Raw genomic sequence first — 14,211 nt, 5'->3', positions numbered from 1 at the left:
TGTACGACTAAAAGCCGACCTTACGTTCGGCTTTTTTGTTTGTTATTTTCAACCAACATTAACAACAAGCCAAGCATGAGTCCCCATACCGCTGAAGTAATAGACAACAAACTAAACCCTGATGCGGTACATAAAAACGTGACCAGTGCAGCGTGCCGATATTTATCACTTTCTACTGTTCGTACTAGTGCGCCTTGAAGGGTGGCTAATAGCGCCAATCCCGCTAGCAAATGCACCACGATGGCGGGCATTGAAACAAACAAAACAACCACAACCGATGCTAACAGTCCCATAAATAAATACCCGACACCTGCAGCAATAGCGGCTTTGTAGCGCTGGCTTTTATCGTTATCGGCTTCATCGCCCATACACAACGCAGCGGTGATGGCGGCAAGGTTAAATGTAAATCCACCAAAGGGAGCTAAAACACCTTGCAGTACGGCGATACCACTTAGGATCTTTTTATGATCGGGGTGATAACCATGAGCATGATGTATCGCAATACCAGGTAAGTTTTGCGACAAGGTGGTTATTAAATACAAAGGAACGGCAAGTCCGATAGCAGCCGTCACCGAAAATTCAGGGGTGACCCAAACCGGCGTAGGTAAAGCAAATGCAAGGTTAAGTTCTCCGTTTAACCACGTGCTAGTTGCAATGGAAACGACCAGTAGACATAGCATTAAATAACGTGGAAAGAAGCGACTACCTACAAGATATATGGCAAGAAAACCCGCGACAATATAGGGGTGTTGTTCAACATCACTGAATATCGCTATACAGATAGGGAGTAAAATACCTGCCAACAAAGCAGACGAAATACTGGCGGGAATACGGCTAATTTGATTAAGCAAACTGCGACTTTGTGCAGTAATAAGCGATAGTACCGCACATATAATAAAGGCGCCTACACACTCAGCAAGGCTATATTGTTCAATACTGCCTAATAAGAATGCTGCACCCGGGGTAGACCATGCTGTCACCACGGGCATTTTCATAAGCCATGAGTAGAAGATGCAAGAAATACCCATACCCAAGCCGAGTGCCAACAGCCAGCTTATCACCATATCTGGGCTTGCACCGGCCTTGCGAGCCACATCAATTACAATCACTACTGCGCTGCTATAGCCAACGGTTACAGCCGTTAAACCCGAAGAAATGTGGCTAAGCTGCCATTTTGATTTCATCTTTGCCTCAATAAATTGAACCGATTACCAAACTGCTTCATACTGTGTGCGTTATAACGTACGAGTGGAGTTAACTCTACACCTGTGCGCTATAGCGCACAAGGTTTTTCCTTTGGCAATGTATTGTTTTATTTTATGTAATGAAATCTCTGATAGAAACTAGCAAATAATGAATAGCAAAAGCGATAGCAATGAAAAGCAACCCGGAGATTTCTCTTTAAGTATCTCTACACGGTTAAAGCAGCTGCGCAGTGAAATGGGGTTGTCTTTAGATAAGGCGGCATCATTAACAGGTGTATCAAAGGCGATGCTAGGCCAAATAGAGCGCCAAGAATCAAGCCCTACCATCGCCACGTTGTGGAAAATAGCCACAGGCTTGAATGGGTCGTTTTCTTCTTTTATTGCTCCGAATACGCAGTCTGAATTCGATGTGAATCATGGCTTTATTCACGACCCAAACATGCAAGTGAAAACTCTATTCCCTTTTGATGTAAACAAAGGGTTTGAGGTATTCGAAATTACCTTAACCCATCAACATGAGCAGTGTTCTAGTGCCCACCAAAGTGGTGTGACTGAGCATATTCATTGTATTGAGGGCAAGTTAACTTTATGGCAGGGCGATGAACGTAAAACTATTTCGGCAGGTGAGCAAGGATTGCTAAAAGCCGATCAGGCTCATGGCTATAAAGATGAAAGCGGAAGAACTCGTTTCATCAATATTATTCATTACCCAGTATTGTAGTTGTTATTAAAAATGCTCAGTGTTTGTGGCCATCAAATGGTAAAAGCACTGAGCATCAAAGATTAAGCTCAATTACCTACCACCAACCACCAACCACTAAGCTCTAAGCTCTAACACTACGCTCAAGCGCAAACACTACGGGCTAAGCAATCAGTTCGCAGCACTATCGACGAAGATGCGGTGTTGAGCAAGGCGCATTGGCGCTTGCTCAACTGAAAAAGGGGGAGTTTCTTGAGGCTGAATCCCCGCTCAAGGCTGTGTATTCACGCTCAAGGCTGAGGCTATGCATCCCCTTCGTTTAAGTTCAGGGTTTCGCGTAAGAAGTTTAACAAGGTGCAAAGCTCTGCCGACATCAGTGCAAATTCAGCGTCTAAACGGGCTTCAACTTGATCTTTAGGGATGTCTTCAGTTTCTTCTTTTAATCTATCAGTAAACTTAATACGTTTTAGCGAGCCATCTTCAGCTATAACCGCGGTTAATGTGTCCTGGTATTCAAAGGCGACTTTTTGAACTAACTTACCGGCATCCAAATGAATAGTAATTTCGTCACTATCAAGAGGCTGGTTTTTACAGCGAATAATACTGCCTGCATCGTCTGTTGATTTAAATTCAGCTTCTTCAAGTAACGCTATACCGTCTGGCGCAGCGTCAGTAAGCCAGTGAGTAAGCTCAGACTGTAAACTGTGGCGTGCAAGAGGCACAACGGGCAATGAACCAATCGCTTTTCGCACTAGCGCTAGAAAGGCTTCGGCTTTGCCATCGGCAGACGCATCAATAGCCACAAGGTTATCTTCTAAAGAAATAAAACCATGGGTATAGGTATTTTTTGTGAAAGCTTGAGGCAATAAGCGAGTTTGAATTTCTTGCTTAAGATCGGCCTTCGCTTTTTTTCCTACAGGCGAGCCGGTTTCCATTTCAATTTTGGCAACCATATCGTCTAGTTCTGCGTTAATGACTGCAGCAGGAAGTAGTTTTTCTTGCTTCTTAACGGTAAGCCAATAGCGTTGCCCAACACGCTGAAACATGGTGCCTTGTTTACCAGCTTGAGAAAAAGGGGAAGCAAAGCCCATAGTGGCCAAATCTTGACTCTTACAAGGGCGGAAAGCTTGCTCGCTAAGCACGCGCTCAAGGTCGCCATCGTCAAGGGAAAGTGGCTGTGTAATTTGGTAGGCTTTTATATTTTTAAACCACATTTGAGGCTGTCTCTTTAAAAAACGGTGGGCAAGCGTACCAAGCTAGTGAATGTGGTGCAATGGATATAGCGCGGGAGCTATAGAGATTTTAAGTTACGCGGGTTTTCCCTTCATAGGGAAACGAATAGTATATTGCAGGCCCTCGCCCCGTTTACTCTGCGCTTCAATGTGCCCAGATAAAGACTGAGTAACCAAGTTGTACATAATATGCGTGCCTAGCCCGCTGCCGCCTTCTCCGCGCTTAGTGGTAAAGAATGCATCGAATAATCGGTCTAGATCGTCGTTAGACAGCCCGACACCGTTGTCTCGGTAGCGCATTTCTATAACATTATCAGCTACGCTTACATCGAGGTTTATTTTGCCATCGTTGGTATTTTCAAAGCCGTGAACTAAAGAATTTACAATCATATTAGTCACAATTTGGGCAATCGCGCCGGGTGCACAGCGAATATAAAGATCTTCAGGGCAGTTAACGTCAATCTCGTGGTTACTATGCTTAAAACTTGGCTTGAGCGACTTAATAATGTCGATTATGTAGTCGTTAAGATTAATTTCTCGCTCGGTTTCACTGGTTTGATCTACCGCCACTTGCTTAAAGCTAGCAATCAATTCAGAGGCTCTATTTAAGTTAGTTAACAAAAGATTGGCCGTCTGTTCTGCTTCATTAATGAAGTTTTCCATGTTCTTAGTGGTCAGGCTTTTTGACTCAAAACTTGTTTTCAAGTTAGTAAGTCGTTCTTGCAAGAAACTCGCAGCGGTAACTCCTACGCCAAGAGGCGTATTCACATCATGGGTAATACCGGCTACCAACCCCCCAAGGGAAGCCATGCGCTCAGATTCAACCAATTGGTCTTTGGCTAACTGTAAATTCCCCATTGAGTTTGCTAACTCTGTGTTTCGTTTACGAAGTTCATCTTCAATATATTGTCTATTTTCGTTCTCTTGACGAAGCTCTCGCTGGTTTGCAATAAGCTCATCTTTTTGCTGTTCAAGGCTAAGCATTATTTGAGAAAGCGATGAGGTTTTCTTTGCGACTTCTTGTTCCAAAATGAGGTTCTGATCGTCTAGCTTTTTATTAGCGTGAGAAAGTTGACTCTGGGTGTTGGTTAACTTGCTGTTTGAAATAATTAAGTCGTCAATAACGTTGTTGTATGATTCTTTGAGTTGCAGTAGTTCATTATCGTCATTTATTTTTATCGTAAGCTTACTTTCGTCAGGATGAAGCGGGTCGAACCTTTCCATTTGATTGGTCATTTCAGCTAAAGGTTCTGACAACATGGTGCGAAAAGCGGTCATGAAAAGAAACACCAAAAAGGTGGTTTTTATTAATGCATTGCCAATTAGAAAAAATACTCCAATTTCAATACGCCCAAAAATAGTATCGAAACTTGAATAAAGTGTGACATCGCCAACTGTGGATTCTCGGCCTGAAAATTTAAATATTAATGGGAAGCTATAACTAAAAATGCCTCCAGGGTGGTCTTCAATGAGTTCTTCTTCGATAGGAGAGCGGGGGCGTTGAATGCTCAAACCGTATTCGGCAATTTGGTTACCGTTTTCATCTCTAACCTGAACACCTTCTACAATTGGAAGCTCTAATAAGCCTTCAGCAATAGAGCTTGCCTGTTCAGTGTTTAATTCCCACAGGGCACGGGTTAAGCTGGTTGAGAAGGTGTTTTTTAAGGTTTGTAGTTCATCTTCGACATGATCTTTGGTGCTTAAGTACTCAGTAAATATCTGCCCAACTGTCACAATTAGCGTAAGAATAAAATAGACAGAAAGCACCCGTGTTAGCAGCTTTTTTGATAACCCAGTTTTTACTGCCGCCATTGAACAACATTCCTCTGTCTACTGATTACTTTACCTTCATAGCCAAGAATATGCGTAAATGTATGAATAAACAAGCAACCTCTCAGAAGAAAATAATAGTGTTTTTTGTCGAAAACTTGACACATTAATGTAATCGTTTTAATAAAAGTGTCACAGTGCACATTAATAATAGCGGCGTTTTGTGATGAGCAGGAAAATAATAATGTCTCGAACAGTTTTGGTGGTTGAGGACGAAGCGCCCATCCGAGAAATGCTAAAGTTTGTGTTAGAACAATCTGGTTTTAATATTATTGAAGCCGAAGATTACGATATAGCACAAGAAAAAATATGTGAACCTTACCCAGATTTAATCTTACTTGATTGGATGCTACCTGGTGGTAGCGGCGTGCAATTGGCTAAGAGTTTAAAGCAGCATGAGTTCACTCGTGATATTCCAGTGATTATGCTTACCGCTAGAGGCGAAGAAGAAGATAAAATTCGTGGTCTTGATGCGGGTGCTGATGACTACGTTACTAAACCGTTTTCACCTAAAGAGCTTATCGCGCGAATTAAAGCGGTGATGCGACGTGTAACACCTACCTCGAATGAAGAACCTATTGAGTTTAATGGTTTGAAACTTGAGCCAGTCTCACACCGTGTCATGGCTAACGAAGAGCCTCTTGATATGGGACCTACTGAGTTTAAGCTACTGCACTTTTTCATGACCCATCCTGAGCGTGTCTATAGCCGCGAACTATTACTCGATAATGTATGGGGTACAAACGTGTATGTAGAAGATCGCACCGTTGACGTGCATATCAGACGCCTACGTAAAGCTATCTCTCGTCATGGGCATGATGCTATGATTCAAACCGTGCGTGGAGCCGGTTACCGTTTCTCTACCAAACTCTAAATTCCCAGCGGATAAGAGACGGTTTTAGCGTCTCTTCGCTCTCCGCGTTTCACTGTTTCAGGGCGCATTCACTATGTATTACCCGTTCTCATGGCTGAGAAGTACGCTTCGATTAGCGCTTTACCTTTTGGTATTTGCGTTAATTGGTTGGTACATGAATGACATGTTATTTGCCGTTGCCATTGGCGCCACCTTGCTGCTCATTTTCAATTATTGGCATTTATACAAGCTTAACCGCTGGTTGTGGCATAGCCGTAAGATGTCACCGCCCACAGTGCGTGGTGTGTGGGAACATATCTATGAAGGTATTTATTACCTGCAGCGCAGAAACAGAAATAAGCGTAAAGAGTTGGGTGAATTAGTTAAACGCTTTCGTGAAGGCTCTGAAGCCTTACCCGATGCTGCGGTAGTGGTAGATTCTAAAGCGTGTATTATTTGGTGTAACCGTTTGGCCCGCCTAGACCTAGGGCTAAAGTGGCCACAAGATGCAGGCAGAAGGCTCGATAACTTATTGCGCCATCCTGAGTTTATTCAGTATTTTCATGCCGGTAATTTTAAATACCCTATTGAAGTACCATCGCCTACTAATCCGCATAAAACCTTTGAATATCGGATAATGCCTTATGGTGACGAGCATCTTTTAGTTGTGGCTCGGGATATTACCCGAGTTTCTCAGTTAGAGGCGATGCGTAAAGACTTCGTCGCGAATGTTTCACATGAACTACGAACGCCTCTTACGGTTATTAATGGTTATTTAGAAATATTGCCGGTGGACGAGTCAGCAGACCCTTTTATGCAAAAAGCCATGAAGGAAATGACCGCGCAAACCCACCGGATGCAGAATCTGATTGAAGACTTATTGGTATTGTCGCGGATTGAAGCTAGCTCTGAACGTATCTATGAAAACGTGGTAAATATTCCCACGGTATTGTCTCAAATAGAGCGAGAAGCCCAGTCGCTGAATAAAGAAAAACAGCATCATATTGAATTTCATATTGATGCCGGACTAAAAGTTTTTGGTGTAGAGACCGAGCTGCGAAGTGCTTGTTCTAACTTAGTATTTAATGCTGTGCACTACACTCCACCTGGTGGTGAAATTCATGTATATTGGCGTGGTGACGAGGAAGGGGCTAAATTTGCCGTTCATGATAATGGCGATGGTATTGAATCTAATCACCTTAATCGACTCACCGAACGTTTTTACCGTGTGGATAAAGCGCGGTCTCGTAAAACAGGGGGCTCAGGATTAGGCTTGTCGATAGTGAAGCACGTACTTAGCCATCACAATTCCCGTTTAGATATTGCCAGTACCTTAGGTGAGGGCAGCCAGTTTTCCTTTGTACTTGATAAAGAGTTAATCGCGGAGCAAATTTAAATGCGTAGAAAGCAATTCATCGCCCTATGCAATGTGGTCGTTTTGTTGCTTGTTACCCGTTTAGCACATGCTGAAACCACCCATGAGTTAGAGTATGAGCGTCAACCTGGGGTGGCAGGAAAAATCACCTCTGTGGGTTCAGATACTCTCGCAAATTTAATGACATTTTGGTCACAAGAATTTAAAACCCTTTACCCCCAAGTTGGTTTTCAAATTCAGGCGTCTGGTTCTTCTACTGCGCCGCCCGCACTTATTGAAGGCACGGCCACTATTGGCCCCATGAGCCGAGAATTAAAGCCAAGTGAAATTCGCGACTTCACCCGTAAACACGGCTATCCACCTTTAGTGCTTAAAGTGGCCATGGATGCGATTGCCATTTTTGTAGAACGCCGCAACCCGCTGCAAGGCCTTACGCTAAATCAAGTCGATTCTATCTTTTCTCACACTCAGTTTTGCGGAGGGGATGGGCCAATCAGTAAGTGGTCAGAGTTAGGCATTGATACTAATGGTTATCGAGCACCTATCCGTTTGTACGGACGTAACTCGGTGTCAGGAACCTACGGGTTATTTAAAATGATTGCTATGTGTGATGGCGATTTTAGAAATACCGTTAACGAGCAACCGGGATCGGCATCTGTGGTGTTATCGGTTGCATCGGGTAAAGGTGCGATGGGCTACGCTGCTTATGGATACAAAACCGCAGGGGTGCGGGCGTTGCCATTAGGTGAAACCACCGATTCGTTAGTGCCACTTACGATAGATAACGTGCGCAGTGAGTCTTATCCGTTTTCTCGATTCTTGTATTTAGTCATAAACAAAAAGCCCGGCGAGCCCCTGCCCACGCTAGAAAGAGAATTTCTGCGCTATATTTTATCTGAACAAGGGCAAGAACAGGTCTCTCGAGATGGATACTTTCCTATTCGGGAAGATATGTTGATTAGACAGCGACGCTTATTGAGTGACAGTGCTGAGTGATGGTGCTGAGTAAATACTGCTTATCACTCTTGTTACCGTGCTCCTGATTTAGCTATCACAATATAGCGCCCAAGAATTTGGGCCCACGATTTACCTGCCAAAGGCCATGCTATTTACTCAACGCTGCGTACAGATACAGACAGGTACAGGCAGATACCATTCTCATTCTATCCCCCGTCATGCTTGGCAAGCTGTACTTGATATGTCACCCAATACAAACATTCTTAGCTGAATAGCGCCGCACTACAAAATTCGCTTAAAATCAAAGATTAAGGTTTTCCAAATTTTTAACAGGTTAACCAGTAGTCCATTTTTTGGTGGTATAGTGTGAAACTTTTGTGACACTGTCATAATGTAACAAATGTGTCATTTAGCTTAGGTAAAGTTCTTGCGTTTTCTAAATCCATAATTATACCAGCACCTGGAGACACACATGGAACTCAAGCACTTATTTCAAGCTTCTGCAATTGCGGCAGCTCTTGTTTTAGCCGGTTGTGGTGGTGACATCAATATCAGCGAAGGCGATATTGATAACAGCACAACAGACAATAGCGTAGTGAACAATGGTAGCGACAGCGATGACGGTTCTTCATCAGATGGTTCTTCTGATTCAACGATAGGTGAGTCAAGCTCTTTCCTATCAGGTGAGGTATCTACCGCATTTGGTACAGATGTAGAAGTTCGTGTTTTATCAGGTACGTTAACTGCCGACGATGCAGACGACCAAGGTGACATTACATTAACTAACGATACAGTATGGGCGCTTGAAGGCCCTGTGTTTGTGGGTAACGATAACGCAGACAGCGTTAACTTGGTGATTGAAGAAGGCACAGTCGTATTTGCACGTACTGGCGATGATTACCTTGTAGTAAGCCGTGGTTCAAAAATTGAAGCGGTGGGTACAGCTGCAGACCCAATTATCTTTACTTCATTCGAAGATGTTACCGGTGATGAAGTGGGTGCTGGCCAGTGGGGTGGTATCATCCTTCTAGGTAACGCACCATCAAACAAGTGCCCAGCTGAAGGTGATTGTTCACTTCAAATTGAAGGTGCTGAAGAAGGTGCTGTTTTCGGTGGTACAGATACAGAAGATAACTCTGGTACCTTAAACTACGTAGTAGTGAAATATGCAGGGTTTGAAATTGCGCCTGACAACGAATTAAACGGTGTTACTTTCGGTGGTGTAGGTTCTGCTACTACTGTTGATTACCTTCAAGTGCACGCTAACGCAGATGATGGCGTAGAGTTCTTTGGCGGAAACGTTAATGTTAAGCACTTAGTGTTAACTGACAACCAAGACGACAGTGTTGATTGGGACAACGGTTTCCAAGGCAAACTTCAGTACGTTTATATCGAGCAAGACTCAACCGGTGGCGATGCTAACCGTGGTATCGAAGCTGATAACGATGGTTCAGATCCTGCTATAGAGCCTCAGTCAAATCCAATGATTTCTAACATGACTATTATTGGTAACAGCTTTGACGGTGATGATGACTCAGAAGGTGTTTACCTTCGCGAAGGTACTGGCGCACAAATTTACAACATGGTTGTTACTGGCCCTGCTGGCATGGGCGAGTGTCTAGAAGTTGAAAACGTGACTGAATCACAAGCTAACCTAGCTGACGGTACTATCACTATTTCTAGCTCAGTAATGGCATGTAATAACGAAGAAAACTTTAAAAATGATGACGGTGCGGTTGATTTGGAAGATTGGTTCCTTAACACCCAAACTGGCAACAGCATTTCAGAGTCTATCTCGCTAAACACTGATGGTTCTCCTTCATCAACCAGCTCACTACTAGGTGCAGGCACAGACGCTTCACAAGTAGACGGCTTCTTTGATGCCACTGACTTTATTGGCGCAATCGGTACTGATGACTGGCGTCAAGGTTGGGCATTTGGTTACGGCGGCGGCACAGTGTCTGTTGTTACTTCTGAATCTGGCTGTCCATCAGGAACCACTAACATTAGCGCAGCTGATAGTTCAACCACAACGTGTGAAGTAACAGGTCGTTTAACGTCTGACTTAACGCTAACTGAAGGTAACCTATACGCTATCTCAGGTGCGGTATTTGTGGGTGGCGATAACACAGACAGCGCAACATTAACCATTGAGCCTGGCGTAACGGTATACGGCGCATCAGGTAATGATTACCTAGTAGTAAGCCGTGGTTCACAAATTAATGCGGCAGGTACGGCTACTGACCCAATCACTTTCACCTCTTTCGATGACGTTTCTGGTGGAGAAGGTGCTGCTGGTCAATGGGGTGGTTTAGTTATCCTTGGTAACGGTACGTCAAACAAGTGTCCTGCAACCGGTGACTGCTCACTTCAAATTGAAGGTGTGCAAGAAGGTGCAGTATTCGGCGGAACTGACGATACTGAAAGCTCTGGTACGCTTCAATATGTGCGGGTTATGCACGGCGGTTTCGAAATTGCGCCAGATAACGAATTAAACGGTATCACTTTCGGTGGTGTTGGTTCTGGTACTACCGTTGAGTATGTACAAGTTCACAAAAACGCAGATGACGGTGTTGAATTCTTCGGTGGTGCGGTTGACGTTAAAAACCTAGTACTGACTGACATTCAAGATGACAGCATCGATTGGGACAACGGTTTCCGTGGTCGCATGCAGTATGTATTGGTTCGCCAAGCAACAGATAACTCTGACGCTAACCGTGGTATCGAAGCTGATAATGACGGTTCTAACCCAGCGGCAGAACCTCAGTCTAACCCAACTATCTCTAACTTAACTATTATTGGTAATGAGTTTGACGGTGATGACGATGCTGAAGGTATCTACTTACGTGAAGGTACTGGTGCTCAACTTTCAAATGTGATTGTTACTGGCCCTGCTGGAATGGGTGAGTGTTTTGAAATTGAAAACGTGACTGAATCACAAGCTAACCTTAGCGATGGTACAACTACCTTTACTAACTCAGTGATTGCTTGTGAAAACGACGAGAACTTCAAAAACGATGACGGCGCAGTTGACCTAGCTGACTGGTTCCAAAACACCATGACTGGGAACGCGGTTGTAGCCACTCAGGCTGAAGTAGTAACTGGAATTTACTCTTCAACTGATGCGGTAACACCGAAAGACTGGACTGGCGATACCTTCTTTGACACCACAGACTTCGTTGGCGCAGTATCTGCTGACAACGATTGGACTGCTGGTTGGACTGTTGGTCTAGAGTAAATACGCCAAAAAACGCTAATCAAGCAGGCACGTTACACTAATCAGTGACGTGCTTGCTTTTTATGTATTACAAGCAGTGTGATTTTTACACTGATTAGAAAGAACGCTTTACCACGAGGTTTACAATGAAAAAGCCTGCTATCAGGTTTCCTCTCAAGCCACTTAGTCTTGCCGTGCTAGCATCAGTTGCTACCGGTATGTTTCCCGCTATAGCGCAAGAAGCAGGTGACGAAGAAGTCATCGAAGAAGTGGTAGCAACAGGAACACGTTTGAAAGGAACGGCAACTGCCGTTATGGAAGAACGTAAAAACCAAGCTTTCGTTGCTGATATTATGGGAGCTGAACAAATCTCTCGTACTGGTGACTCTGACGCTGCCTCTGCGCTTCGTCGTGTGACAGGTCTAACGTTGGTTGATGGTAAATTTATTTACGTTCGTGGTTTAGGTGAACGCTACTCTTCAACCCAGTTGAACGGTTTGGCCGTACCTAGCCCAGATCCAACCCGTAACGTTATTCCTCTAGATTTATTCCCGTCATCTATTATTGAAAGCTTGTCGGTACAAAAGTCTTACTCTCCTTCAATGCCTGCCTCATTTGGTGGTGGTAACGTTGATATTAGACTTAAAACCATTCCTACTGACTATGTGTTTAATATGCAGGGTAGTCTAGGTACTAATTTCGATAACTTCGATGATGCTGTGGCCTATAACGGTGGCAGTAACGATTGGATAGGCAGTGATGATGGCACCCGCGCCGTACCAAGTTCTATCAGCGAACGCTGGGATTCGAAGAACTTTCTAGATAACTTATCTCAAGATGAAGCTATTTCGTTACTGAAAGACGTTAATCGCGACTATGACGTTACCACCGAGAGCGTAGACCCAGATATGGGCGCAAATGTTACCTTTGGTAACAGCTACGATTACGACGAAGACTGGCGCTTCGGTTTCCTTATGGCCGCCGGTTACGACCGTTCTACCGTGGTATCAGAAGAATACATTGGTGAGCAAGCATTAAGAAACGGCGATGAAATTCGTATGGTTCGCTTGTTTGACGAAGTGAACACCACTGAAAAATCGGTGAAGTGGTCTACCATGTTTAACTTTGGTATCGACTATAACCGTCAACATCGTATTGATTACAGCTTGATTGTGTTGAACGATACCCGTGATCAAATCCAAGATAAATTTGGTAATACGGCTAACAACACATTGTCTGATGGTCAACGTGTTCACGATGTAGAAGTTGTCTATGAAGAGCGTAAGCTTTATACCAACCAAGTTAAGGGAACACATACTTTCCCAGAGCTTGGTTTTATGGGCTTTGACTGGAAATACTCGTTAGGTCGTTCTAAGCGGTATTCTCCTGGTAACTTTGAAACGCGCTTTATCATTGAAGATGCTAACGAAGACGGCATTTTCGATGTGGAAACAGAAAGTTCACTAAGTAACTCTACTACCGCTGCCCGTTATGAATTCCAAGAGTTGCATGACCGAGTAGAAAACTACGGATATAACTTTAATATTCCTTACACCATTAACAATTGGGAAATGGAATTTAAAGCTGGCGGTAACTTTGTGACTAAGTTCCGCGACGCAGAAAACCGCCGTTTTGATATTAACTCTCGCGCGTTTTCTTCTTCAGCCGATCTTGATGGTTATCAAATTTCTGAAATTTTAAGCGACAGTGCGTTAGACAGCGCAGAGTTTGCATCAACCACACCTATTATTCGTGATACAACGATAGCCGGTGATGATTATGCTGCCGGCCAAAAAATAGATGCATACTATTTTGAAGCCGATTTGTTCTGGAACAACGTATGGCGTTTCAGTGGCGGTATTCGCTACGAAGATTTCCGTCAAGCCGTTGTACCTTTCGACCCTCGTACCAATCAGTTTGATATTGCTGATGATACCGACCGTGCCGAATTAGCATTCCAAGAAGATGATATTTATCCTGCATTAGCGTTGACCTATTTCGTTCGTGACGATATGCAGTTACGTTTCAGCTTTGGTGAAACCGTGGTCCGTCCTGACCTACGTGAAGTATCTTCAGCTACCTATATCGATCCGTTAACGGATTTCCCTATCGCAGGTACGCCAGGTATTCGTACTACGGCCATTAAAAACTACGATATGCGTTGGGAATGGTATCGAGAAGCGGGTAATAACTTATCGGTTGGTTTGTTCTACAAAGATATGACCGACCCAATTGAATCAATTCAATCGCCTGCACAAGATGGTCCACCTCTTATTCGAATTGCGAATGCAGAGTCTGGCGAATTGTTCGGTGTTGAAATTGAATTCTTGCAAGGCTTAGATGTTATTGGTAAAGGCGTTTGGGATAACCTTTTCGTATCAGGTAACGTCACAATCAGTGACTCTGAAATTGAATTGGATTTCCAAAATATTGTTGAACAAACTGGTGTTTCTGCTGCTATTACCAATACCACTCGACGTTTAACTGGGCACTCTCAATACGTAGTCAATCTGCAGTTTGGTTTCGACTCAGACAACGGTGAACACTCAGGTTCATTAGTTTATAACGTGTTTGGCGATCGTATTCTTATTCCTGGGATTGATGGCTTCGATGATAGCTTCGAGCAGCCATTCCACTCGTTAGACATGGTCTATCGTTACTTCCCAGACTTTAACAGTACTGTCACATTCAAACTTCAAAATATCTTTAATGAACAAAAAGAAATTGAATTTGAAGACACTTTGGTTAGATCTGAAACCCGAGGTACCGGTATCAGTCTTTCGTATAAGTATGATTTTTAAATAAAACCATATAAAAGAGGCCGCTACTGAAGCGGCCTTTT

General features: G+C 43.7%; 9 protein-coding genes. 6 read left to right on the top strand and 3 right to left on the bottom strand.

The features are described 5' to 3' along the window. Positions 1-20: 20 nt before the first annotated feature. The gene (locus Q4561_RS01320) at positions 21-1,184 is read right to left on the bottom strand and encodes a benzoate/H(+) symporter BenE family transporter (RefSeq protein ID WP_303456874.1); all 1,164 of its coding nucleotides are present in this window, start codon (positions 1,182-1,184) and stop codon (positions 21-23) included. A 169-nt stretch (positions 1,185-1,353) separates the two neighbouring features. Here Q4561_RS01320 and Q4561_RS01315 point away from each other — a divergent pair, with 169 nt between their 5' ends. Further along, positions 1,354-1,926, top strand: a complete 573-nt coding sequence (locus Q4561_RS01315) for a helix-turn-helix domain-containing protein (RefSeq protein WP_303456872.1) — start codon at positions 1,354-1,356, stop codon at positions 1,924-1,926. Positions 1,927-2,207: 281 nt separating this feature from the next. Here Q4561_RS01315 and rdgC read toward each other — a convergent pair whose 3' ends face one another. Together rdgC and Q4561_RS01305 are read right to left on the bottom strand one after the other, a co-directional pair. Further along, on the bottom strand, positions 2,208-3,119 hold the full coding sequence (gene rdgC, locus Q4561_RS01310; RefSeq protein ID WP_303456871.1) for a recombination-associated protein RdgC: 912 nt from the start codon (positions 3,117-3,119) through the stop codon (positions 2,208-2,210). A 93-nt stretch (positions 3,120-3,212) separates the two neighbouring features. Further along, complete coding sequence (locus tag Q4561_RS01305) at positions 3,213-4,949, bottom strand: HAMP domain-containing sensor histidine kinase (RefSeq protein WP_303456869.1); 1,737 nt, start codon at positions 4,947-4,949, stop codon at positions 3,213-3,215. A gap of 202 nt (positions 4,950-5,151) precedes the next feature. Between Q4561_RS01305 and phoB the strand changes: the two genes are divergently transcribed. The 5 genes from phoB to Q4561_RS01280 all read left to right on the top strand — a co-directional run bounded on the left by phoB (position 5,152) and on the right by Q4561_RS01280 (position 14,170). Then, on the top strand, positions 5,152-5,841 hold the full coding sequence (gene phoB / locus Q4561_RS01300) for a phosphate regulon transcriptional regulator PhoB (RefSeq protein ID WP_057793852.1): 690 nt from the start codon (positions 5,152-5,154) through the stop codon (positions 5,839-5,841). A gap of 73 nt (positions 5,842-5,914) precedes the next feature. Then, on the top strand, positions 5,915-7,216 hold the full coding sequence (phoR, locus tag Q4561_RS01295) for a phosphate regulon sensor histidine kinase PhoR (protein WP_303456867.1): 1,302 nt from the start codon (positions 5,915-5,917) through the stop codon (positions 7,214-7,216). Continuing rightward, complete coding sequence (locus tag Q4561_RS01290) at positions 7,217-8,191, top strand: PstS family phosphate ABC transporter substrate-binding protein (protein ID WP_303456864.1); 975 nt, start codon at positions 7,217-7,219, stop codon at positions 8,189-8,191. A gap of 433 nt (positions 8,192-8,624) precedes the next feature. Next, entirely contained in the window at positions 8,625-11,390 is a 2,766-nt protein-coding gene (locus tag Q4561_RS01285; RefSeq protein ID WP_303456861.1) for a hypothetical protein, read from the top strand. A 125-nt stretch (positions 11,391-11,515) separates the two neighbouring features. Continuing rightward, entirely contained in the window at positions 11,516-14,170 is a 2,655-nt protein-coding gene (locus Q4561_RS01280) for a TonB-dependent receptor (protein WP_303456859.1), read from the top strand. Positions 14,171-14,211 lie beyond the last annotated feature (41 nt).

Origin of the sequence: Alteromonas sp. 1_MG-2023, from assembly GCF_030547075.1 — a bacterium.
Taxonomy (GTDB): domain Bacteria; phylum Pseudomonadota; class Gammaproteobacteria; order Enterobacterales; family Alteromonadaceae; genus Alteromonas.
The sequence above is the reverse complement of the archived record's forward strand: the minus strand, read 5'-3'. Positions and strand labels throughout refer to the sequence as shown.

Bases quoted from the DNA above. Each gene is read 5' to 3' on its own strand.
- Q4561_RS01320 (WP_303456874.1), bottom strand. From the start codon at position 1,184: ATGAAATCAAAATGGCAGCTTAGCCACATTTCTTCGGGTTTAACGGCT.
- Q4561_RS01315 (WP_303456872.1), top strand. From the start codon at position 1,354: ATGAATAGCAAAAGCGATAGCAATGAAAAGCAACCCGGAGATTTCTCT.
- rdgC (WP_303456871.1), bottom strand. From the start codon at position 3,119: ATGTGGTTTAAAAATATAAAAGCCTACCAAATTACACAGCCACTTTCC.
- Q4561_RS01305 (WP_303456869.1), bottom strand. From the start codon at position 4,949: ATGGCGGCAGTAAAAACTGGGTTATCAAAAAAGCTGCTAACACGGGTG.
- phoB (WP_057793852.1), top strand. From the start codon at position 5,152: ATGTCTCGAACAGTTTTGGTGGTTGAGGACGAAGCGCCCATCCGAGAA.
- phoR (WP_303456867.1), top strand. From the start codon at position 5,915: ATGTATTACCCGTTCTCATGGCTGAGAAGTACGCTTCGATTAGCGCTT.
- Q4561_RS01290 (WP_303456864.1), top strand. From the start codon at position 7,217: ATGCGTAGAAAGCAATTCATCGCCCTATGCAATGTGGTCGTTTTGTTG.
- Q4561_RS01285 (WP_303456861.1), top strand. From the start codon at position 8,625: ATGGAACTCAAGCACTTATTTCAAGCTTCTGCAATTGCGGCAGCTCTT.
- Q4561_RS01280 (WP_303456859.1), top strand. From the start codon at position 11,516: ATGAAAAAGCCTGCTATCAGGTTTCCTCTCAAGCCACTTAGTCTTGCC.